This is a genomic window from Cupriavidus sp. FW305-3-2-15-C-LB2 (assembly GCF_058787575.1).
On record NZ_JBYSZW010000058.1, the window covers coordinates 27789 to 50399 of the forward strand.

19 protein-coding genes are annotated in these 22611 nt (G+C 68.7%); 8 read left to right on the forward strand and 11 right to left on the reverse strand.

Features of this window, described 5'->3' with window-relative positions:
• The first annotated feature begins 6 nt into the window (after positions 1-6).
• Entirely contained in the window at positions 7-642 is a 636-nt protein-coding gene (locus AC3WRR_RS30305) for a ParB-like protein (RefSeq protein WP_010810659.1), read from the forward strand.
• A gap of 47 nt (positions 643-689) precedes the next feature.
• Here the strand turns inward: AC3WRR_RS30305 and AC3WRR_RS30310 are convergent, their stop codons facing one another.
• From AC3WRR_RS30310 to AC3WRR_RS30340, 7 genes are all read right to left on the reverse strand, one after another.
• Positions 690-1544, reverse strand: a complete 855-nt coding sequence (locus tag AC3WRR_RS30310) for an alpha/beta hydrolase family protein (RefSeq protein WP_492298919.1) — start codon at positions 1542-1544, stop codon at positions 690-692.
• Positions 1531-2724: a DUF3182 family protein gene (locus AC3WRR_RS30315; RefSeq protein ID WP_492298921.1), complete on the reverse strand. Its 1194-nt coding sequence runs from the start codon at positions 2722-2724 to the stop codon at positions 1531-1533. Before AC3WRR_RS30315 ends, AC3WRR_RS30310 begins: the two co-directional genes overlap by 14 nt.
• 54 nt (positions 2725-2778) lie before the next feature.
• Positions 2779-3345 (reverse strand): low affinity iron permease family protein, encoded by a 567-nt coding sequence (locus tag AC3WRR_RS30320; RefSeq protein WP_037024718.1) that lies wholly within the window; start codon positions 3343-3345, stop codon positions 2779-2781.
• A gap of 773 nt (positions 3346-4118) precedes the next feature.
• Positions 4119-4592, reverse strand: a complete 474-nt coding sequence (locus AC3WRR_RS30325) for a PRC-barrel domain-containing protein (RefSeq protein ID WP_010810663.1) — start codon at positions 4590-4592, stop codon at positions 4119-4121.
• A gap of 86 nt (positions 4593-4678) precedes the next feature.
• The gene (locus AC3WRR_RS30330) at positions 4679-5053 is read right to left on the reverse strand and encodes a hypothetical protein (protein ID WP_492298925.1); all 375 of its coding nucleotides are present in this window, start codon (positions 5051-5053) and stop codon (positions 4679-4681) included.
• 201 nt (positions 5054-5254) lie between these two features.
• Positions 5255-6061, reverse strand: coding sequence for a sensor histidine kinase (locus tag AC3WRR_RS30335; RefSeq protein ID WP_011617805.1), 807 nt, complete (start codon positions 6059-6061; stop codon positions 5255-5257).
• A 140-nt stretch (positions 6062-6201) separates the two neighbouring features.
• Entirely contained in the window at positions 6202-7602 is a 1401-nt protein-coding gene (locus AC3WRR_RS30340; RefSeq protein WP_010810666.1) for a sigma-54-dependent transcriptional regulator, read from the reverse strand.
• Between the two features lie 356 nt (positions 7603-7958).
• Between AC3WRR_RS30340 and AC3WRR_RS30345 the strand changes: the two genes are divergently transcribed.
• Positions 7959-9020 (forward strand): sigma-54 interaction domain-containing protein, encoded by a 1062-nt coding sequence (locus tag AC3WRR_RS30345; RefSeq protein WP_011617806.1) that lies wholly within the window; start codon positions 7959-7961, stop codon positions 9018-9020.
• Here AC3WRR_RS30345 and AC3WRR_RS30350 read toward each other — a convergent pair.
• Both AC3WRR_RS30350 and AC3WRR_RS30355 read right to left on the reverse strand, forming a co-directional pair.
• On the reverse strand, positions 9005-11011 hold the full coding sequence (locus AC3WRR_RS30350; protein ID WP_492298927.1) for a hybrid sensor histidine kinase/response regulator: 2007 nt from the start codon (positions 11009-11011) through the stop codon (positions 9005-9007). The two genes, AC3WRR_RS30345 and AC3WRR_RS30350, sit on opposite strands and share 16 nt — an antisense overlap.
• Before the next feature lie 158 nt (positions 11012-11169).
• Positions 11170-12177 (reverse strand): SDR family oxidoreductase, encoded by a 1008-nt coding sequence (locus AC3WRR_RS30355; protein ID WP_010810670.1) that lies wholly within the window; start codon positions 12175-12177, stop codon positions 11170-11172.
• 253 nt (positions 12178-12430) lie between these two features.
• On the opposite strand from AC3WRR_RS30355, the gene ligD reads away from it, so the two are divergent.
• The 4 genes from ligD (at position 12431) to ku (ending at position 19248) form a co-directional block, all read left to right on the forward strand.
• Positions 12431-15163, forward strand: coding sequence for a DNA ligase D (ligD, locus tag AC3WRR_RS30360; protein WP_010810671.1), 2733 nt, complete (start codon positions 12431-12433; stop codon positions 15161-15163).
• Between the two features lie 141 nt (positions 15164-15304).
• Complete coding sequence (locus AC3WRR_RS30365) at positions 15305-15700, forward strand: hypothetical protein (RefSeq protein WP_011617807.1); 396 nt, start codon at positions 15305-15307, stop codon at positions 15698-15700.
• 304 nt (positions 15701-16004) lie between these two features.
• Positions 16005-18014, forward strand: coding sequence for a response regulator (locus AC3WRR_RS30370; RefSeq protein WP_011617808.1), 2010 nt, complete (start codon positions 16005-16007; stop codon positions 18012-18014).
• A 214-nt stretch (positions 18015-18228) separates the two neighbouring features.
• On the forward strand, positions 18229-19248 hold the full coding sequence (gene ku / locus AC3WRR_RS30375; protein WP_010810674.1) for a non-homologous end joining protein Ku: 1020 nt from the start codon (positions 18229-18231) through the stop codon (positions 19246-19248).
• An 82-nt stretch (positions 19249-19330) separates the two neighbouring features.
• On the opposite strand, the gene AC3WRR_RS30380 is transcribed toward ku, so the two are convergent.
• A complete protein-coding gene (locus AC3WRR_RS30380) occupies positions 19331-19771 on the reverse strand; it encodes a BON domain-containing protein (protein ID WP_010810675.1) in 441 nt (146 codons plus the stop codon).
• 287 nt (positions 19772-20058) lie between these two features.
• A complete protein-coding gene (locus AC3WRR_RS30385) occupies positions 20059-20319 on the reverse strand; it encodes a hypothetical protein (RefSeq protein WP_037024800.1) in 261 nt (86 codons plus the stop codon).
• A gap of 236 nt (positions 20320-20555) precedes the next feature.
• On the opposite strand from AC3WRR_RS30385, the gene AC3WRR_RS30390 reads away from it, so the two are divergent.
• Together AC3WRR_RS30390 and AC3WRR_RS30395 are read left to right on the forward strand one after the other, a co-directional pair.
• A complete protein-coding gene (locus AC3WRR_RS30390; protein WP_492298929.1) occupies positions 20556-21512 on the forward strand; it encodes an oxygenase MpaB family protein in 957 nt (318 codons plus the stop codon).
• Between the two features lie 751 nt (positions 21513-22263).
• Positions 22264-22590, forward strand: coding sequence for an RNA chaperone Hfq (locus tag AC3WRR_RS30395; protein ID WP_492298931.1), 327 nt, complete (start codon positions 22264-22266; stop codon positions 22588-22590).
• Positions 22591-22611: the final 21 nt, after the last annotated feature.

A 22611-nucleotide genomic window follows, 5' to 3' on the forward strand; every position in this document is an offset into this window, starting at 1 on the left:
GCGCCCATGCGCCGCCAGCCTCGCAAGCTGTGCCCGGACAGCAAGCTGATGGTGCCGCTGGATGCCCTGCGTCCCACCCAGATCACAGTAGGCGGCTACCACGTCGCGCAGAAGGTCCATGTCACCCGGCGCGTGCCGCCGGAGGACCGCGCCGCGTTCCTGGACCGGCACCGCGTACACCTGGTGATCGGTCCTGAACAGGCCCTGTACGTGGTCGATCACCATCACTGGGTGCGCGCCTGGCACGATCTGGGGCTCACCCATGTGCCGGGCGTGGTGCGCGCCGACCTGAGCGACATGGACGTGCCGGCGTTCTGGCGCCACATGGTGGCCGAGCACATGGTCCACCCTTACGACGAACACGGGCGCCGCCGTCCGCTGACGGAACTGCCTGCCGGCATCCACGACATGCGCGACGACCCGTATCGCAGCCTCGAGGCCTTCGTGCAGCTGGCCGGCGGCTATCGCAAGGTCAAGACCGCCTATATGGATTTCCGCTGGGCCGACTATTTCCGCCGCCACGTGGCGGGCCCGTTCGACACCCCGCATCACTTTGCCATCGCGCTGGCGCAGGCGTTCCGGCTGGCCCACGCCGCGGGCGCGCGCGGCCTGCCGGGCTACATCGGCCCATTGGGGTGCTGAGCCGGTTCAGCTGTCCTGGCCTGCTGCCATCGACATGGCGCAAGCCGCTATTGGGCGCCGGATACCGCCGCCGGCACGCTTGCGAACTCGGCCTGCGGCATGCCCGGCTCGCCGGTGGCCGCCTGCGGTGCGGGCCGCTCGGCGCGCTCGGCGCTGACCGGGCCGGCGCGCGCGACGGTGATCATCTCGCGCAGCCAGTTGACCAGCAGGCTGCTGTAGCCGCGCTGGCTTTCCTCTTCCGTCAGGCCGTGGTCGGCACCCTTGATCACGCGGTAGGTCATGGAGCTGGCGTGCACGCAGGCATCCACGTAGCTCATCACCGCGGCGTGCGGCACCACCTGGTCGTGCTCGGATTCGATCACCAGCACGTCGCCGGCAAATTCCGCGCAAGCGCGCAGGGCGCGGTTGCTCTCGGGCGGCACCACGCTGCGCCGGTAGGCCACCAGGTCCTGTTCGCGATGCAGCTGGCGCTTGGGCAGTTCCCAGCCCGAGTCCATGTACAGCGCCGGCGCGCGGAACGCCATCCAGCGCACCTGGCGCAGCGTGCTCAGCAGCGCAGCCAGGTAGCCGCCGTAGCTGCTGCCCACCACCGCGATGGCGTTGCGGTCCACTTCGGGCTGGCGCACCAGCACATCGTAGGCGGCCACCACGTCGGCCAGGTTGCGCATGCGGCTGACGGTCTCGTATTGCGCCTGGGTGCCGGCGTGCCCGGTCAGGTCGAAGGTCAGGCAGACGCAGCCCAGGCCTGCCACCTTGCGCGCGCGGGCCAGGTATTGCTGCTGGCTGCCGCCCCAGCCGTGGACAAACAGCACGCCCGGCAGCCTGGTTTGCGGGCTGATCAGGGTGCCGGCAATGGTGCCGCCTTCGCTTTCTATCTGCAGCAGGTCTTCATGCGTTGCCATCGGAATCAGGCTCCAGTCGTGCGTATTTGGTCAACGGACCGGCGTGCCGGTCTTCTCCCTGGAAGTAGATCTCGGCGTCGTCCGGCACGCGCACGCCCTTGCCATAGACCTCGCGCGTGGCAGCCACCACGCGGGCGCGGCGCGGATCCTCGCGCAGCGCGGCCAGCGCCGCCAGTTCGGCGCCGGTCGCGCCGCCCACCCGCCAGGACTGTTCCAGCACGCCCCCAAGCACCTGCCCGTGGCCGGCGCTGCCCGCGGGCGGGCCGAAGGCGACGTCGTAGTTGCAGCGCGACAGCACCATGTTCCCGGCATCGCCATAGCACGCGAGCGCGGCTTCGTGGTACACCATCGCGGCCCGCACCGCGGCCAGCGTGCGCGCGTCGAACGGGTGCCGCAGCAGCGCCTCGAGGCCGCCGCGCACCATCGTCAGCGTCGAGCCACCATAGACCTTCTGCCCGTGGTTGTTGGCAGTGAGCCCTTGCGTGCCGCAATAGCTGGCCCGCAGGCCCGCCAGTTCCACCTGCCCCACGCTGTAGGTCTGCGGCGCGTCCAGGTCGCGCTCCGCCACCAGGCCATGGGCTTCCACCACGTCGGGCGCCATCGCGGCAAGCGCCTCGTCCAGCGAGCGTTCGTCGTGGACCACGCGCTGGCCCAGCCCGCCGACGCCATACGGTTCTTTCAGCCGTACCGGCCCCAGCGCCAGCAGGCGCATTGCCGCAATCCGCGCGTCGCCGAGCGTGAAGGCGGTGAAGCCCGGCAGGGTAGCGCCCACCACGCGCTGCACAAAGTCCTCGGACCAGCCCTGCGGTGCTGCCGCGCCGGGTGCCACCAGGCCGTGCGTGATCGCCTTGGTGGCCACGAAGGCGTAAGGCACCACCCCGCCAAACAGGTCGCCCGCGCCCCGCACGCCGAGGTCCTGGGCCAGCTTGCGCCCCACCAGCGTCTGCGCGGGCACCAGGTACGGCACAGGCAGCCCCGCATCAGGCGCGGCGTAGGCGCCTGCAAAGGTGAGACCCGTGATGTCGGCGACCTTGCGGGCAATATTGGCAAGGGTCGTGCCATGGTGGCTGTCGGCCTTGCCCAGGGTCTCGCAACCGTAGACCATCACCGCGCGGCTGCGCGCCGGCAGGTTGCCCGGGGCGGCGCGCTTTTGATTCGTTGCCTTGCTCGGTTCGGACACGGGCGGCTCCTTGCTGGTGGCTGTCGCTCGATGGAATGGAAGGGGCCGCATGGGCTAAGAGCTGGGTGCCACGGTGGGTGAGCGGCTCCCGGCATCGCTGCCGTCCAGCCGGCGCCCGCGCGCTGCGCGCGCCTGCCGCTTGGCGGCGTGGTTCTCGCGCGCCTCGTCCAGCGAATGGCTCGACTTGATACCGTCTTCCTTGTCAGCCAGCTCGGCCAGGTGGCGATAGAAGGTCACCAGCTGGCGCAGCTCTTCCTCGTCCAGGTCCTCGATCGACACCAGCATATTGCTGGCTTCGCGGTGCGAGGCGAGCAGTTCATTGAGCTTCAGGTGGACCGCGACCGCGTCCTTGTTCTGGCTCTGCTGAATCAGGAACACCATCAGGAAGGTGACGATGGTGGTGCCGGTATTGATGACCAGTTGCCAGGTCTCGGAATAGGAAAACAATGGGCCGGTGATGGCCCACGCGGCCACCACGCCGACGGCCAGCACGAATGCGACCGGCGATCCGGCCTGGCGCGTGGCCGCGCCGGCGAAGCGGTCAAACGCATGCAGCAAGCCATGCTTGCCGGATCCGGATCGATGGTCAATGCCTGGAGGGATTGGGCTGGAATTGTTCATTGTTGGCGCTCCCACAGAGTTGTGGCTTGTTTGTGATTGGCGTCATTTGGTGGCTTATGGCGCTTGGCGGGCGTGGCTCTTTGGCTTGGTGCCATGCGGTCGGTTTTCGCCCTTGGCGGGCGTGGCTGTTTCGCCGGCGTAGCCGGCGAGTCACTTTTTGTCCGAGCGACAAAAAGTAACCAAAAAACGCGTCGCCTGAGCGGCTGGCAATCAATTCCACGGCGTTGGTGGTTCGCACGGTGGTGTTTGCCGTTCGGCGTGGGTGCCCGTTCGACCCTGCTAACGCCATGTGAGTGTGGGGCAGTGCCTCCGTTAACCCACTATTGAACGATCCCCATGCAGGGTGTAGGCCGCCTGCTGCCAGCCGCATCGCGGGGACGCCTACGGCTGCTACGCAGGCCCAAAATGCGCTGACGGTCATTGGGCGCTTGCGCGAAGCGCAGCCGAAGGCGTTGATGCGATAACGCTAGAGAGCGCGGGCCACCGCCCGACTTGGGGATCGTTCAAAAGCCGGTTATCGCAGGCACTGGCACACACTCACATGGCGTTAGCAGGGTCGAACTGCGACCACATCCAAACGGCAAGCACGGCCGCCCATATGACCAACGCCGTGAAATTGATTGCCAGCCGCATAGGCGACGCGTTTTTTGGTTACTTTTTGTCGCTCGGACAAAAAGTGACTCGCCGGCTACGCCGGCGAAACAGCCACGCCCGCCAAGGGCGACAAGCGACCGCATTGGCGCCAGCCTAAAGGGCCGTCGCCCAATCCCCCATCACCTCCTCCTCTCATCCCAAGGGTCATACCGATCCGCCTCCCAATAAGGCGAAATCCCGTAATACTGGTGAATGCTGGTCGCCCACTGCGAATCCGCCATGCTGGGCCAGTGGTCCTTGTCAAACCCCGGCGCGGCCTTGAGCCGATCCCTTTCAACACCAAGCACAAAACACTTGCGCCGCGTATCGAGCGTGAGCGCCGACCACGGCAAGGCGAAGAGTTTTTCACCAATGCCAAGGAAGCCGCCCATGGCCAGCACCGCGTAGGCCACGCGCCCACCCAGCACGTCGATCATGATGTGGTCGATGGTGCCGATATCGTCGCCGGCGGGGTCAACCACCTTGTTGCCCTCGAGCGTGTCGGCTGCCATCACGAATGGGCCAGGGCCCGGGGAATCGCGGTCGATGCCGCCGACGATGGATGCGCCGTGCGGCGGCCGTTCTTCAGGGGGCTCAGGTTGGACTCGGGTCATGGCTATCTCCGTTTGGCGGGCCGCGGCGCGGGGCCCTGGGTAGAATCCCGCCGCGGCACCTGGACTCAGGGTTGCGGAAATGCGCTTCAGCGCTTGCTGGCCGACCCCTTGCGCTGGCCGGCCGGCTTGGCGCCCACGGGCTGCTCTTCACTGCCCCGTTTGAGCTTCCAGTCGACATCGTCGCGCGCGGTCTGCGTCTTCTTCTCGGCGTGCATGGCTGCGCTCGGCGAGATCGGGTCGCTGGCCGGGAACGTCATCTCCAGCGAGTCGTCCACGGCGGCCTGGTAGGTCTTGGCTTCCTTGCCCCGTTGCTTGTCGCCTGCGGCGGCCTTGCTGCCTGCGTGGGCCTTGCCCGCGGATGGCCCGCCCATGCGGGCAGCCAGGGACTTGTCGGATTTCGCGCCGGACGGCTTGTGAGCAACCTGCGCGGCCTTGTCGGATTTGCGGCTGGCTTTGGGCATGGTTGTACCCTCCTTGGTTGGGTCATTCATCCATGCAAGGCGCGGGCCAGAAACGGGAAAGGACAGGAGAGTGGCGGGGGAGCGGTGCGGGCGCTGCCGTGACGCCGCAGGTATGGCAAGTGCAACCAGGGCCGGCCGGCAAGCGCTACGCGTAGCGCACGCGACAGGCCGGTAAAAACTACATGAATGCGCAGCGCCGCTTCAGGCGCTCATGTGGCGCGGGAACCTGACGGCGATGCAAACCCTGATCCGGTCGTTATCGCAGCCATCGCTTTCCGCGCTCAGCGCCGCCCCGTGCATTTCGACCATGCGGCGCGTCAGCAGCAGCGCGCTGCTCTGCCGGGCCGGGGTCGCGCCGTCCGGCGCCGCCCGGCGCCCGAAGAAATCGGTCAGCGCGGTCAGCCGGCTGGCGCTGCGCTGCTGGTCCAGCGGCGGGCTCTCGGTAATGCGCAGCTTCACGTGATCCGGCTCGCTCAACACCTGCACGCCGACCGAGCCGCCGGCCGGCGCGCGCCAGATGCAATGCACCAGCAGGTGCCGCAGCAGCGGGGCCAGCCGCTCGGCGTCGCCATCGATCAGATAGGCTGCTTCCGACGAATCCGCCGCACCGTCAGTGGCGACCGGCGACAGCAGCACGCCACGGGCTTCGGCGGTGGGACGCCGGTCGGCAATGGCCTGGGCCGTGAGCGCCAGCAGGTCCAGGCGCTGCCAGCGCGGTGCGCTCTCGTCGGCCAGCAGCCGCACGGCCTCTTCCATCTCCTCGATCAGCGCCAGCTGCTGCTGCATGCCGAAGCGAATCCCGTCCAGCGCGCGCTGCGCGGGCGCCGGCATGGTATCGAAGGCACGGTCCAGCACGTAGGCCCAGCTCTGGATGGCGTTCAGCGACGAACGCAGGTCATGCGCCGATTGCTCGATCAGCGCGCTCACCTCTTGCACGCTGCGCACGGCGCCGGCCGGCGAGGAAAGCGGAGCGTCCGGCATCGCGGATTGCGGGGGGTGCTGCGTCATGTGCGGCTCGGCATTGGCACGTCCCCGGCCGGATTGGCCGGGTTGTATGCGTTGGAGGAAGCAAGAAACGTGCTGCACAGGGCGCTGCGGCTCACTGGCACGGGCCCGATCCCCGCTAACGCAGGCGCTGCCTCACGCCATCAGCCGGTAGCCGACGAACCGGTGTCGTTGCGCGAGGCGCGCAGCCACTCTGGCAATTCGCCGCGGGCGGCATAATCTTCCAGCCGGTTGTACAAAGTCTTCAGGCTGATGCCGAGGATCTCGGCCGCGTGCTTCTTCACCCCCGCGCATTGCTCCAGCGTGGCGAAGATCAGCTGCCGGTCGGCATCGGCAAGGGACATGCCCACCGGCACCGACACCACCGCCGCGCCCGGCGCCTGCGTGGCCGCGACCTGCAGCGGCACCTGCACCTCGGTGATGAGGTCGTCGTCGGACATGATGAAGGCGCGCTGCACGAAGTTGCGCAGCTCGCGCACATTGCCGGGCCAGGCGTGCAGGCGCAGGCTGTCCAGCACATTGGGCGCGAAGCGGCGCTGGGTGCCCTGCTCGGCATTGAGCTGGTCCAGCATCAGGTTGGCGATCTGGATCACGTCGTCGCCGCGCGCGCGCAGCGGCGGCAGTTCTACCGGGAACACGTTCAGCCTGTGGAACAGGTCCGCGCGCAGCTTGCCGTCGGCCACCGCATCTTCAGGGTTGCGGTTGGTGGCGGCCAGCACGCGCACATCGGCATGGCATTCGCGGTTGGTGCCCACGCGCATGAAGGTGCCGGTCTCCAGCACGCGCAGCAGCTTGACCTGCAGCTCGGCGGGCATCTCGGTGATCTCGTCCAGGAACAGAGTGCCGCCGTCGGCGCGCTCGAAATAGCCCTTGTGCTGGCGGTCCGCGCCGGTAAAGCTGCCGCGCTCGTGGCCGAACATCTCGCTTTCGATCAGCGTGGGCGAGATCGCGCCGCAGTTGACCGCCAGGAACGGCTGCCGCCGCCGCGACGAGAGCTCGTGCACGGTCTGCGCGGCCAGTTCCTTGCCGGTGCCGCTTTCGCCGATCAGCAGTACCGTGGCTTCAGTCGGGGCCACGCGGGCAAGCTGGTCGTAGACCACCTGCATCACTTCGGAACTGCCCATCAGCCGGCCGAAACGGCCATAGCGGCGCAACTCGCCGCGCAGCGAATGGATCTCGGCGCGCAACTCGCCGGTGGTGGCCAGGCGCCTGAGCACGGTCTGCAGCCGCGCCACGTTGATGGGCTTGACCAGGTAATCGGTGGCACCGGCGCGCAGCGCTTCGACCGCGCTTTCCACACTGGCATAACCGGTCGTGAGGATCACTTCGACGCCCGAGGCGCCAACCTCGTCGAACAGCTCCATGCCGTTGCCGTCCGGCAGGCGCAGGTCCGCCACAATCGCCTCCGGCATGCGCCAGCCGATCTGCAGCCGTGCCTCGCGCAGGGTGCCCGCCGTTGCGGAGCTGAAGCCTTCCATGGCCACGATCTCGGCTAGCGCGGCACATGCGTTTTCGTCGTCATCGACAATCAGGATGTGGGGCATACGATCCGTCAGTGAGACCTATTGGAAACTTGGGCGAAATCCGCTGGCGCCTCCGTTCGCGGGCCACGGCGGTCACGCTGCCGGGCTCGGGCACGCCCGCCGCCACGCTCCATGCAAGGCGTGGCGCGACAGGCACAGGGGCGGCACGGGTTTCGACTGCGACATTGTCAGTCGGTTGCACAAGTCCACTGCGTAATGCCAGTCTAAGCGCGGGCAGGCACGGTCGTTGCCGGTGTCCGTCTGACACAGCTGTCGGATGTTTCCGCGCGGGCTCAGACACTTATGGCAAGCCCCTGCGCCAAAGGCTAGCATAGGAACTTCTCACGACAAGCCCGCCCCCGACCGAGGCCTTCATTGTGCCCGTGACCGCCAGCACATCGCGGCGCAGCAACGCCGCTCTCTCTGGGCAGCCCGCCAGCCACGCCGCCAGCACATCCGAGCCGGCGCGCGAGCCCGCGCCGCGCCGTGCCATACCCTCGCAGGTGTCGCTGCTGTGGGAAAGCGCGTCGCCCGCCATGCAACGCCTGCTGGCCCAGATCGAGCGCGTGGCGCCCACCGATGTCACCATGCTTGCGGTAGGCGAAAGCGGCTCCGGCAAGGAAGTGGTGGCGCGCGCGGTGCATGAGCGCAGCGCGCGCCGCAACGGCCCGTTCATTGCGGTCAACTGCGGGGCGATCCAGCCCACACTGATCGAGTCGGAACTGTTCGGCCACGAGAAAGGCGGCTTTACCGGCGCGATCGAGCAGAAGGCAGGCTACTTCGAGCAGGCCCATGGGGGCACGCTGTTTCTCGACGAAGTCACTGAAATGCCGCTCGAGATGCAGATCAAGTTGTTGCGGGTGCTGGAAGGCCGCACCTTCCACCGCGTCGGCGGCGACACGCCCATCGCCACCGACGTGCGCATCCTGGCAGCCACCAACCGCGACCCGGTCGAGGCAGCGCGTGCCGGCCAGTTGCGTGAAGACCTGCTGTACCGGCTGGCCGTGTTCCCGCTGCATATCCCGCCGCTGCGCGAGCGGCCCGACGATATCGTGCCGCTGGCACGCCACTTCCTGGCCGAGTACAACGCCATGGAGCGCACCGACAAGGCCTTCTCGGCCGCCTCGCTGGAGCGGCTGGTGCGCTATGACTGGCCGGGCAATGTGCGCGAGCTGAAGAACGCCGTCTACCGCGCCTTTATCCTGGCCGACAAGGTCGTGGAGATCGGCAACCCCAACCTGGCCACGCAGCCGCCGCGGCCCACCACGGTAGACGGCGTGGTCAGCGTGCGCGTCGGCACCACGCTGGCCGACACCCAGCGCGAAATCATCATGGCCACGCTGGCGCGCTTTGACGGCGACAAGCGCCAGGCCGCGCGCGCGCTCGGCATCAGCCTGAAGACGCTGTACAACCGGCTGGACGCCTACCGCTCCTTGTAAGGCAGCGGCGCGGCCAGCGCGCGCGACAGGGCCTCGATCGCCAGCGGCTTGGTCAGGTAGGCATGGAAGCCGGCCAGTTCGCTGCGCCGCTGGTCTTCGGCAGTGCAGCGCCCAGTCAGCGCCAGGAACTGCACCGCGCGCGGGGCGCACGCCTGGCGCAATGCCGGCAGGACTTCAAAGCCCGACATGTCGGGCATTTCCAGGTCGAGCAGCACGCAATCCGGGCGGAATTCGGCAACCAGGTCCAGTGCCTGCTGGCCGCCATGGGCGGCGCGCGCCTCATGGCCGAGCAGGCCCAGCAGCTCGGCCATGCTGTCAGCCGAATCGGCATTGTCGTCCACCACCAGCACGCGGCGCCGCGGCACCAGCCCTGGCGGCGGCGTGCCGGCCTCGCGGCGGCGGGCGCTGGCGCGCGGCAGGATCACGGTGAAGGTGCTGCCCTTGCCCGCGCCACCGCTGTCGGCCTGGATCGCGCCGCCGTGCGCTTCCACCACGGCCTTGGCCAGCGCCAGCCCGATGCCCAGGCCGCTGCGGCTGCCGGCGCCGGCCTCCTGCGCGAACAGGTCGAAGATGCGGTCCAGCGCCGCCGGCGCGAGACCCCGGCCGGTATCCGACACGGCGGTGATGACGCGCGCTGACTCCACGCTCACATGCACGCTGACGATACCGCCGCGCGGGGTGTACTTGACCGCATTGCTGAGCAGGTTCAGCAGCACCTGCCCCAGCCGCGCGGCGTCGGCGCGCACATAGGGCGAGCTTGCCGGCAGCGCCAACACGAGCCGCTGGCCGGCGGCTTCCAGCACCGGGCGGATTGCCTCGATGCTGGTGGTTACCACGTCGTTGTACGAGGTGGGCGTCAGCTCCATCTTCAGCTTGCCGGCGGTCACGCGGCCTACGTCGAGCAGGTCGTTCACCAGCCGCTCCAGCTGGTGCAGCTGGCGGTCGATGATCCCGGCGCAGCGGCGCACGCGCGTGTCGGCATCCGGGGTCAGCTCGATCACTTCGACTGCGTTGCGCACCGCCGCCAGGGGATTGCGTAGTTCATGCGCCAGGATGGCCAGGAACGATTGCAGCCGGCGGCTGCCGGCCTCCAGCATTTCCAGCCGCAGCGCATCGCTCAGGTCGCGCACGGTCCACAGCAGGCTGGTCGGGCAGCCGGCGGCGTCGCGCACCAGCACCATGCGCGTATGGCAACGCACCACCGAGCCGTCCTTGCGTGCCACGCGCTCTTCGCCGGCCCACTGGCCGCACGCGCGCGCGGCTTCCAGCGCCGCGCGGTCGCGCCCCGCGGCGGCATCCTGGCGGGAATAGAGCAGTGCCAGCGGCTGGCCGACGGCTTCGGCCTCGACGTAGCCGGCCAGCGCCTGCGCGCCGACGTTCCAGCTGCGGATGGTGCCGTCCAGGTCAAGTTCGCACACCGCGGTGCCGGGCAGGTTTTCAGCCAGCAGCCGCATCCGGGTATCGGCGAGCCGGGCATGCTCGGATGCAGCCTGCTGCACGGTAATGTCGCGGCACGACACGATAAAGCCGGCGGCCTGGCCTGCCGCGGACTCCACGGACGAGGCATCGCCATGCCTGGCCGCTACGTCCGGCCCGTCGGCAGCGCCAATGGCCCGCATGAGGCAGGACGCCTGCAGCAGGCTGCCGTCGCGCCGCACGCGCCAGCCCTGGTCGCGCGCGCTGCCTCCGAGTGCGGCCGCCTGCAGCCATTGCTGCGGCAGGCCGGCAGCGACATCGTCAGGACGATGCAGGCAGGAAAAGTGACGGCCGGTGATTTCCTCGGCGCTGTAGCCGAACACGCGCCGCGCGGCATCCGGCCACATCGCAATACACCCGTGCGCATCGGTCTCGAACACGGCGCAGTCTTCCACCGCGTCGAGCAGGCGCCGGTACTGTGCCGCCAGCAGGAGGCCGGCATCGTCCGCCAGGGTGCCGTCCGGCTCGCCGACGAGTGACGTACGGATGCCTTTTGCCGCATGCGGCTCGGACATGAGCATACCTTCTGTGTGATGGGGAAGACAGCAGGCCCCGTGCGCGGGCGGCCTGGCGCCGCCGCCCGGCGGAGGCCCGAATGCCCGCAACTGCGGGCATTCGAGTCAATGATAGGCGTTCGCGGCCCACGCGCCACCAATGTGCGCAGCACAGGACACTAGCGCTTGTGCCGCAACTGGTACACCGCGGCAACCGCGGCGGAGGCGCCCACCACCAGCGCAGTGGCCAGCATCGGGTGCCGCGCGGTGGTGGTGTAGGGGCAGGAGTGCAGCGCGTTGTGGCTGCCGCTGCGTTCCTGCAGGCCGCTGCCGCTGCCATACAGCGCGTTGTCCTCGAGCGGACCCGCGGGGTGATGCGTCTGTTGCGCGCGGCCCATGAAGCGGCGCATGAAGCGGTCGAAGGTGTGCGGCGCGTGGTACGCCGCGGCCGAGAACGCCTTGGCGGCAGCACCGACGAAAAGCTCGCGGCGCGGGTTCGCGGCAGCAAACAGGATCGCGTCGGCCGCCAGCGCCGGGTCATACAGCGGCGGCGGCATGCGCGGCTCGACATCGAGGAAATTCTTGGCGTGCATCGCCAGCGGCGTTTCCAGTCCGGCAGGCTTGATCAGCGTCACGCTGACCGGCGCCTGCTCCTGCTCCAGTTCCAGCCGCAGCGAATCGGTAAAGCCCTTGATCGCGTGCTGCGAGGCCGCATAGGCGCTCTGCAGCGGCAGCGGGCCGTCCGCCGCCTCGCTGCCCATGTTGATGATGGCGCCGCCGTGCTCGCGCAGGTGCGCGGCCGCCGCCAGCGAGCCATGCACGGTGCCCCAGTAGTTGGTATCGAACAGCCGCCGCTGGTCTTCCAGCGGCACGTCGCAATGGCGGCCGAAGATGGTCACGCCGGCGTTGTTGATCCAGGTATCGAAGCCACCGAAGCGCTCGATCGCAGCCTGCGCCACCTTGCCAACCTCTTCATGCTTGCCGACATCGGCCACCACGGTGATGACTTCATTGCCATGGTCGCGCAGCTCTTCGGCCAGCTGGTGCAGCGAGCCCTCGCTGCGCGCCACCAGCACCAGCCGCGCGCCCTGCTGCGCCGCCTTGCGCGCCGTCACCAGGCCCACGCCGCTGCTGGCACCGGTCAGGACGATGACCTGCGAGCCAATGTTCTTCAGGGTTGGTTTCATCGCCGCTTCTCCTCGGGGAGGCCCGGCACGGTGCCGGGCATGCCGCTGGGGAGTCGCAAGGAGCGTTCCTGTCCGGGGCGGCCCTGGCTGGCGGCGCCACGGCAGGCGGGCTGCCGCAGATTTACAACACCCGGTAAGAACCACATGGCGCGACGCGCATGGGGCTGCCGCCGGGCGCTGTAGGACGGGCGCCGATTTCAGCGGCGGCATGTGCTGCCTAAGCTGGATACATCCCACCTAACCGGCGACAGCAATGGCCAAGACCACGCGACCGACAGCGCCAAAGGATCCAGGCAAACGCCGCGCCGCGGCAAAAGGCGCCGGCAAGCCCACCGGCAAGCGCGCCAGCACGGCCCGCCCGGCGGCACGCGGCGCGCCAGCCGCCAAGGCCGCTCCCGCCGCGCTCGATAAATACCGCCGCATGCGCGACTTCGGCGCCACGCCTGAGCCCAGCGGCGCCGCGCGCACCCGCGGCAAGGTGCACAAGCGCGCCGGCGAGCTTTCCTTCGTGATCCAGAAGCACGCGGCGCGTCGGCTGCACTATGACTTTCGCCTCGAACTCGGCGGCGCGCTGAAAAGCTGGGCCGTGCCCAAGGGCCCGAGCCTGGACCCGGCCGACAAGCGCATGGCCATCCATGTCGAGGACCATCCGCTGGACTATGCCGGCTTCGAGGGCGTGATCCCCGCCGGCCACTATGGCGCCGGCACGGTCATCGTCTGGGACCGCGGCACCTGGTTGCCGGTAGGCGATGCCGAGGCCGGCTACCGCGCCGGCAAGCTGAAGTTCGAGCTGCGCGGTGAAAAGCTGCACGGTCACTGGACCCTGGTGCGCATGCACGGCAGCCGGCAGAAGGAGCAGGACGCCTGGCTGCTGATCAAGGAGCGCGACGAGACCGCCGTGCCGGCATCGGAGTTCGATGTGGTCGAGGCCTTGCCGGACAGCGTGCTGGGCGGCACGCAGCGCAAACCCGCGGCAAAGCGCGCGAAGTCCGCGCAGCCGCCTGACGAAGCCGCACCAGATGCACACGGCACGGCGAAATCCCTGAAGCCGCCGCGCGGCGCGCCGCGCGCGGCCTTGCCGCTGGCGCTGGCGCCGCAGCTGGCCACGCTGGTGGAGCAGCCTCCGTCCGACGCGCAGGCGTGGCGCTACGAGATCAAGTTCGACGGCTACCGGCTGCTGGCCCGCATCGACGGCAAGGATGTGCGCCTGTTCACGCGCCAGGGCAACGACTGGACCAGCAAGCTGCGTGCGCTGGCGCGCGACGTCGGCACCCTGGGCCTGCCCGATGGCTGGCTCGATGGCGAGATCGTGGTGCTCGGCAAGCATGGCGCGACCGACTTCCAGGCGCTGCAGAATGCCTTCGATACCGCGCGCGTCGAGGGCATCCAGTATTTCGTGTTCGACCTGCCCTACTTTGCCGGCCATGACCTGCGCAAGGTACCGCTGGTGGAGCGGCGCGCCCTGCTGCGCCGGATCTTCGCGCACAACACCTCGCCGCGCCTGCAGTTCAGCGAGGACTTCGAGGCCGGCCCTGCCGACATGCTCGAGGCAGCCTGCCGCATGAAGCTTGAAGGCGTGATCGGCAAGCGCGCCGACGCCGCCTATGTCAGCGCGCGCACCAGTACGTGGATCAAGCTGAAATGCACCTTGCGCCAGGAGTTCGTGGTGGCGGGCTTCACCGACCCGAAGGGCAGCCGCGCCGGCATCGGCTCGTTGCTGCTTGGCGTGCACGACAGCGGCGGGCGGCTGCGCTACGCGGGCAATGTCGGCACCGGCTTCGACGCGCGCACGCTGGGCGCGCTGCGCACGCAGCTGGACGCGTTGCGCGCCGATTCCGCGCCCTTTGAGAACGTGCCTGCAGGCGTAAAGGGGCACTGGGTGCGGCCAAAGCTGGTGGCCGAGGTCTCGTTCGGCAGCTGGACCCGCGAAGGCCGCGTGCGCCATGCCGTGTTCCACGGCCTGCGCACCGACAAGCCCGCGCGCGCGGTGTCGGTGGAGCGGCCGGCAACGCCGGCGGCCAACGGCAAGCCCGCGGCAACCACGGCAAAGCATGCCGGCACACGGCCGAAGGCGGCGGCAAAGCGCACCACCGCCGCCGGCGGCAAGGTCGCGATCAGCCATGCCGAGCGCGTCATCGACACAGCATCCGGCCTGACCAAGGGCGACCTGGTGCGCTACTACGAACGCGCCGCGCCGCTGATCCTGCCGCACCTGCGCGGGCGACCGATCGCGATGGTGCGCGCGCCATCGGGCGTGGGCGGCGAGCAGTTCTTCCAGCGGCATAGCGACACGCTGCGGGTGGACGGCCTCAACGTGCTCGATCCGGGCCTGTGGCCTGGGCATCCCGCGCTGCTGGAAATCGCGTCGGCCGAAGCCCTGGTGGCCGCGGCACAGCTCAATGTGGTGGAGTTCCACACCTGGAACGCCGGCAAGCGCAGCATCGAGCGCCCCAACCGCATCGTCTTCGACCTGGACCCGGGCGAAGGCGTGCCCTGGCCACAAATGCAGGAAGCCGCCGCGCTGATGAAGGCGCTGCTCGATGAACTCGGCCTCGCCAGCTTCCTGAAGACCAGTGGCGGCAAGGGGCTGCACGTGGTGGTGCCGATCACGCCGCGTGCCGGGTGGGACGAGGTGAAGGCGTTCGCGCATGACGCGGTGCGCCATGTCGCCGCCACCGTGCCGCAGCGCTTCGTGGCCAAGAGCGGTCCAAGCAACCGCGTTGGCAAGATTTTCATCGATTACCTGCGCAATGGCATAGGCGCCACCACGGTGGCGGCATTCTCGGCGCGGGCACGCCCGGGGCTGGGGGTATCGATGCCGGTGTGGTGGGAGGAACTCGATAGCCTGCAAGGCGCGGCGCAGTGGACCGTGGCCAATGCCGGCCCGAGGCTCGACGCCGTGGCGGCCGACGACCCATGGGCGGACTACGCCGAAACCCGGCAGGCGATCACGCGCGCCGCGGCGCGACTGGCACGCGCCCGATAGCCCCCCGTTCCCGCCGGAGATCCACAGCAGTCGCCAAGCGGCACATTTCTTGCCGCATCCCGGTCATGGCACACGGCCCGGCACCCCCGCCGCGTGCGCCACGTTGCACTGCTGCCAGTGCAGCGACGACATGGAGACGTGATGATGAGCCAACTCAGGATCGCCGCGAAGATTCGAGCCACCGCTGCCGCGCCACGCAACCGCCGCGCCTTGCGCCACCTGCTGGTTTCCTGCGCGATGCTGTCCTTCGCCGCCAGCCCGGTGCAGGCACGCCTGCCGGCACCGACGCCCGAGCAGCAGCTGGCCGCCGAAGCCAAGAAGTCCAAGGAAGCCGAAGCGGCCAAACAGCAGGCCGAGGCATTAAGCCGGGTCCAGGACCGGATCGCTGCGCGCTTTGGCAAGGGCGCCACCGGCGGCGGCACTACCGAGCCCGGCAAGATCCCGCAGAAAGCTGCCGAAGCGGCCGGCTCAGCCGGACCGCACGGCGGCACCTCCCCCAGCGCCGAAGCGCATGGCGGCGAGGCGGCCCGCCGCTGAAGCGGGCCACGCATGCCACGCCGTTGCCGCGCTGCGTGCCGGGCGACGCCTGCCCGGCACGCCTCTTGCCACTCTGCCAGCGCAACAGCCTGGCAAAGACCGCAGGCGTGCTGATGCATAAGGGGAATGGCGATGGACGACTTCTGTGCGCATGTAATACCTACAACCGGCGGCCGCGCCAGCGCGGCAAAGCTTGCAAGCGGGGCAGCGCGGCCGGCGCGGTTTTACACGGCGCCGCCGCGGACCATCCCGGGCCCTGAGCAAACCTCCGCGCGGGCGCGCAAGCGCCTGTCAGCGTGATGCCATGACGCCGCATGCCGCCAACCCGGCCCCGCTGATCCTGAATGTCGATGACCGCGAGGGGCCGCGCTACGTCAAGAGCCGCATCCTCCATCGCGGCGAGTATTCCGTGATCGAGGCCGCCACCGGCCATTCGGCGCTGTCGCTGGTGCGACAGCATGCGCCGGTGCTGGTGCTGCTGGCCGCACGCCTGCCCGATATCAGCGGGCTGGAAGTCTGCCGGCTGCTCAAGGCCGATCCACAGACCGCGCACACGCTGGTGCTGCTGACCTCGCCAGGGCTGGCGCAATCGCGCCAGCGCGTAGAGGCGCTGAACTGCGGCGCCGACGGCTACCTGGTCGAGCCTGCCGAGCCGGAAGAGGTGTTGTCGAGCATCCAGGCGCTGCTGCGGCTGCGCGGGGCAGAGGACGCCTATCACCGCACCTCGCGGGCACTGCATGAGCATGAAGACATGTTCCGCCAGGTGGCCGAATCGCTGGCCGACGTGGTGTGGATCCTCGACCCGGCCGAGCCCCGCCTGCTGTTCGCCAGCCCCTCGCTCGCCACGTTGTGCGGCCATAAGCCCGAGCAGCTGACGCAAGAGCCGCGCCGCTGCCTGGAGCGCGTGGCGCCGGCCGACCGTGCGCGCGTGGAAGCGGCGTTCGCCAGCATGCTGGGCGACGGCAGGCTGGACATCGAGTTCCGCCTTGCGCGCCCGGACGGCGAGCTGCGCGATATCCGCGCGCGCGCGTTCCCGGTACGCGGCGCGGAAGGCCAGCCGGGCGACGACCGCACGCCGCCGTTGCGCATTGCCGGCACCTGCCAGGACGTGACGCTGCAAAACCGTGCCGGCCGCGCGCTGCATGACGAGGAACGGCGCAAGGACCAGTTCCTGGCGATGCTGGCGCATGAACTGCGCAATCCGCTGGCGCCGCTGCGCAGCGCCGCGGACCTGTTGCAGCAGCTCTCGCCCTCGCGCGAGGACATGTTCCGCGCGCGCGACATCATCGGCCGGCAGCTGCACCACCTGACCCGGCTGGTGGACGAGCTGCTCGACATCTCGCGCTTCAACCAGGGCCGCATCACGCTGCGCGAGGACCTGGTGGAACTGCGCACCGCGCTCAATACCGCGGTGGAAGCCGTGCGCCCCACGATGGACGCCTGCGGCCATACGCTGCGCCTGTCGCTGCCCGAGCAGCCCCTGCCGGTACGTGGCGACCTGGTGCGCCTGGCGCAGATCTTCAGCAACCTGCTGCAGAACGCCGCGGCCTACACGCCCGCCGGCGGCCAGATCGTCGTCGATGCCAGTCTCGAGGACGGCGCGGCGAACACCGCGCCCGATGCCGCGTCCGGCGCCCGCGTCACCGTGCGCGTGCGCGACAACGGCGCCGGCCTGTCCGAGGCACTGCAGCGGCAGCTGTTCGATCCGCTGGCCGCGCGCGACGACGGCACCCAGCCCGAACCGCCGCGCAGCGCGATCCAGCAGGACGGTCCCGGCATCGGCCTGACGCTGGTGCAAAAGCTGGTGCGGCTACATGGCGGCACCATCCGCGCCGACAGCCCCGGCCCCGGACAGGGCAGCACCTTCACCGTGACGCTGCCGGTAGAGCCGTGGCAGAAGTGGCACCCAGGCTCCGGCCGCACCGCGCCGCACCGCGGCGTGCCGCGCCGGATCATGGTGGTGGACGATAACCCTGACGCGCTCGAGGCCATGATGATGACGCTGCAGACACTTGGCCATACGGTGGTGACCGCCGCCGACGGCCCCAGCGCGCTGGCGCGCGCCACCGATGCCCGGCCGGAGGTGGTGCTGCTGGACCTGGGCATGCCCGCCATGGACGGCTTCGAGACCGCGCGCCGCCTGCGCGCGCTGCCCGAGATGCGCGGCGCCACGCTGGTGGCGCTGACCGGCTTCGGCCAGCCCGAGGACCGCCGCCGCGCGCTGGAAGCCGGCTTCGACCAGCACCTGGTCAAGCCGGCCGACCTGGACGCGCTGACACGGCTGCTGGATGCACTCAGCGCGGACCATTCCTAGCGCGATGCCGATGCCAGCCGCCGCTCCCATCCACCCTTGAACAAGGAAGCTCCGTGCATACCACGCCCGATCCCGACATCCCGCCGCGCAAGCCTGAAACCCCGCCGCCGGAACCTCCGCCGGGCCCGCCCGAACCAGTGGCAGACCCGCCTCCGGGCGATCTGCCGCCACCGCCGCCGCAACGTGCCCGTGCGGCTGGCAAAGGAGCCCTCACGTGTCACGCATCATCTGGAAAGGCGCCATAACCTTTGGCCTGGTCAATATCCCGGTAGTATTGCGGCCCGCGTCGCGCAGCCAGACGCTGGACCTTGACCTGCTGGACGTGCGCGACATGGCGCCGGTGGGCTACCAGCGCATCAACAAGAGCACCGGCAAGCCGGTCGACAAGGAGTATATCGTCAAGGGCTACCAGTACGCCAAGGACGAATACGTGCTGCTGAACGAGGAAGACTTCCGCCAGGCCAATGTCGAGGCCACGCAGACGGTGGATATCGTCAGCTTTGTTGACGCGCAGAGCATCCCGCCGTACTACTTCGACACGCCCTACTACCTCGAGCCCGACAAGCGCGGCGAGCGCGGCTACGCGCTGCTGCACGAAACCATGCGCCGCACCGGGCGTGCCGCGCTGGCGCTGGTGGTGCTGCGCGCCCGCCAGCACCTGGCCGCGATGCTGGTGCACGGCGACGCGCTGGTGCTCAACACCATGCGCTTTGCCGACGAGGTGCTGCCCATCTCCGAACTGCGCCTGCCCAAGGCGACCACCGGCAAACCCACCGGCGCGCATGCGCGCGAGATCGAGATGGCCACCAAGCTGGTCGAAGACATGAGCGAAGACTGGGAGCCGGAACAGTACCGCGACAGCTATCGTGACGACCTGATGGCGCGCATCGAAGAAAAGATCGACTCCGGCAAGACCCACCAGCTGACCCCGCCTGCGGAAGAGGAAGAAGCGCCGCGCCAGGGCGCCAAGGTCATCGACATGGTGGCGCTGCTGCGCCAGAGCCTGGGCCAGCGCGGCAAGGAAGACAAGGAGGACGCCACGCCCGCGCGCCGCAAGGCCCCTGCGCGGCATGCCGCCGCCAGGAAGCAGCCCGCTGCCAAGCGGGCTGCGACCCCGCCTGCCAAGCGCGCCAGCACCGCCGCCAAGACCAAGCGTGCACCGGCCAAGCGCGAGTCGCACGCGCCGGCCGCGCGCAAGAGTTCAAGCACTACGCGCAGGAAGCACGCGGCTTAGGCAGGGGGGCCAAATTCCGATTGCGTTCTCCCTCTCCCACGCGCGGGAGAGGGAGCAAACCCTCAGCATCGGACAAACCCGCTTACCGCGATGACACCTTCAGGTTGTCATTGACCGACGTCACGCCCTCGACGCTGCGGATCGCGTCGAGCGCCAGGTCGTGCTGCTGCTGGCTCGGCACCGTGCCGCTCACGTCGACCGTGCCCTGCCTGGTTTTCACACGGATGCCGGTGGACTTGAGGTCCTTGGTCGTGAGCAGCTTGGTCTTGATCCTGGTGGTGATAGCACCGTCCTCGACGGCCCGCTTGGCCTTGTCGGCGCTCATGTCCGGGGCGGCGCCCCGGTCAGGGTCGGCACGGCCGGGCATGCCCGGCGCGGAATTGACGGGTGCCACAGGGGTATCGTCGGCCGCAACCAGGATCAGGCCGCTCTTGTCGAGCGCCAGCGCGCTACCGGCTACCGCCAGCGCCGCAGCAACACAGGCCATCCGCACGGTGCGCGCGGGAATTCGGGAAAAACGCATGGCTGCCTCCTTTTTCGGGTCACCAGCGCATCCGTTGCCGGACTTGCCTGGCACGCGGAACCACTGGTAAGGCATATTTCAGCAAGCTCCATACCTGCCGGGCAGGCCGCACCAGGCGTCCGCGGCGGGGCCCACGGCGTGTAAATCGGGCCACCCGTTGTAAAAGCGCCCGCCGCGTGATGTGCTGCATCCCCCGTTACAGGCCGTTGCTGGCGGCACCCCGGTCCTTCCATCCTTGGCATGGCGATTGCGAAACAGGGGATGCGGCAGTTCGCCGCGTCAAGGAGCTAGCAATGGGACAGCAGCAACAGCCGGGTCAATCGCAGTCGGGCCAGAAGCCGCAGGAACAGAAGCAGCAGGAACAATCTGGCCAACGCGGCAGCCAGCAGCAGCCGGGACAACAACAAGGCGGCGGTCAGATGGGTAACCAGGACCGCAAGCAGGACCAACAGCAGCAGCAGGATCGCGGCAGCTCGCAACCGGGCCAGCAAAGCGGCCAACGCAGCGGCCAGCAAAGCGGCCAGGGCGGGCAACAGGGTGGGCAACAAGGCGGACAACGCCAGCCGTAAGTAAGCCGCGCCAGCCACGATAACAGGCAGCTTTCCGGGTATGTGCGGCCGCAACATGCGGTGCGGCCGCAGGGGCATACGCCGGAGATTGACAGGCCGGGACTCCCGCAAGGGGGCTCCGGCCCTTTTTGCGGCAACCGCCGCGGCATGACCCCGCGCACATCGCCCCGCATCCCGTGTATGCTGGCCCTGACTTCCCCATTCAGGCACCGGCCTTGTCCAGCTTTACCGACCCCGCCGCCGGCCGCTCTGCGCAGCCACGATGCGGCCCGCTGAACCATCTCTCCACCAGGCTGCGTGAGCGCGCCGGCGCGCACGTGCGCGCGCTGACCCGCAGCAATTCCGGCGTGACCCTCGACTACGACAACCCGCCGGGCGATCCCGGTCTGTTCGGGCCCGACGCGGTCTGCTGGCGCGTGCATGCCGACTTTCCGGCAATGCTCGCGGGCGGCGTCAGTGCGCTGCTGCTGCAGACACTGCATCCACTGGCACTGGCCGGGGTCTGGGACCACTCCAGCTTTCGCACCGACATGCAGGGGCGCCTGGGGCGCACCGCGCAGTTCATCGCCGGCACCACCTACGGCAGCCGTGCCGATGCCATGGCGCTGATCGGGCGCGTACGGCGCATCCATGCCGGCGTGGTCGGCGTGGCCCCGGACGGGCGGCACTATGCCGCCTCCGACCCGGCGTTGCTGACGTGGGTGCACGTGGCCGAGGTCTCAAGCTTCCTGGCTGGCTACCTGCGCTATGTCGGACCACTGAGCGGCACCGAGCAGGATCGCTACTACGACGAGGTTGCGCGCATCGCCCAGATGCTGGGCGCGGCCGACGTGCCGCGCTCGCGCGCCGAAGTCACGGCCTACCTGGAGGCCATGCGCCCTGCGCTGCTGGCTAGCGAACGCACCAGCGAAGTGGTGCGGCTGGTGCGGAAGATGCCGGTGGCCAACCCGCTGCTGCAGCCGGCGGTGCGGATCATGGCCGACGCGGGCATCGCATTGCTGCCGCCGTGGGCACGGCAACAGCTCGATCTGGACGGCCCTTCGATACGGCGCCCGGCAGCACTCGCGGGCATGCATGTGCTGGCACCGACGCTGCGCTGGGTGCTGGGCGCCGGCCTGGCAGCGCGCGCACGGCGGCGCGTGGCCCGCGGCACCGCCACGACGGCAGGCTAAGGGCCGCGCCGGTTATCGGCGTTCAGCTGAACTTCTTGAACGGAAATGAGAATTGGCGGCAAAAATCCTCCCATTTCGGAGGATTGCGCGGCGCGAAAGTGGCGTTAAATCTGCCTGGGCATTCCGAACGGCCGGTCGGTTTTTACTAACCGCACCAGCCACAGCGCCACAGAGCGCGATTCAAACGACGCAGGCAAAAAAAAGAAGCCTACGCGCGGGGTGCTCGTAGGCTTTCCAGGACTGCTCGAGCTGAAAAGCTCTTGCCAAGAATATAAACGCGCTTACATGAGGTGTAAATCCCGCTTCTATCAGGGGATTCCCTCATGACAATATGAGACTGATTGGGCACTTTTAATTATTTTTGCCCTGACGCTACATCAGGGCATTTTTTGCATGGGCTGGCAATTTCCTCGCGGGCCCGGTCCATACCGAGCCTGCCGGCTCGCCGACGTGGCCGCAGTATGCGATAGCGCACTATCGGGTACAATATCACGGCCTCGAGAGCAACAATTTTTATAGAGCAAAGCCTCTATTCCAAGAATGGCGTGCGGTTCGTCAACGCTTGAAAAAACTTTGTTACTCTCGACCCTGAAGTATCCCCCTTCTCTTCTGGCAGCGCCAACCGCCGGCACCTGCGCCGTTACCGAGAGCGGATGTTTCTCCTGCCGCCCTGGCCGTGGCGCACCCCAAGCCGCCGGCCAATGGACTGTTATCAGCCGCCAGAACCCTTGCGGGCTCTTCCGGAGTCGTTGTGAAGAAGAAGGAAACCCGGCCCAGGTCACGCAGCCGGAAACAACTGCAGCATCTGCAATTTGCGGCATACAGCTCCAGCCAGGCTCCGGTGATCGTCCACCTGTCCACCGGCGCCCGGCTGCAGGGCCTCGTCCTGGCGTCAGACGACTATGTGGTGCTGCTTGGCCGGCAGCTGGACGACATCCGGCCCACGGTGGTCTACAAGCAGGCCATCTGCCTGGTCACGCTGGCCAATGCGCCGGACGCGCCGGCGGTGGCACCGGATCCGGCCCCGGAGCCGGACTTCCTGCCGATCTACATCCCCCGCACCAGCAAGCGCCGCTAGACCAACGCCCGCCCCACACGC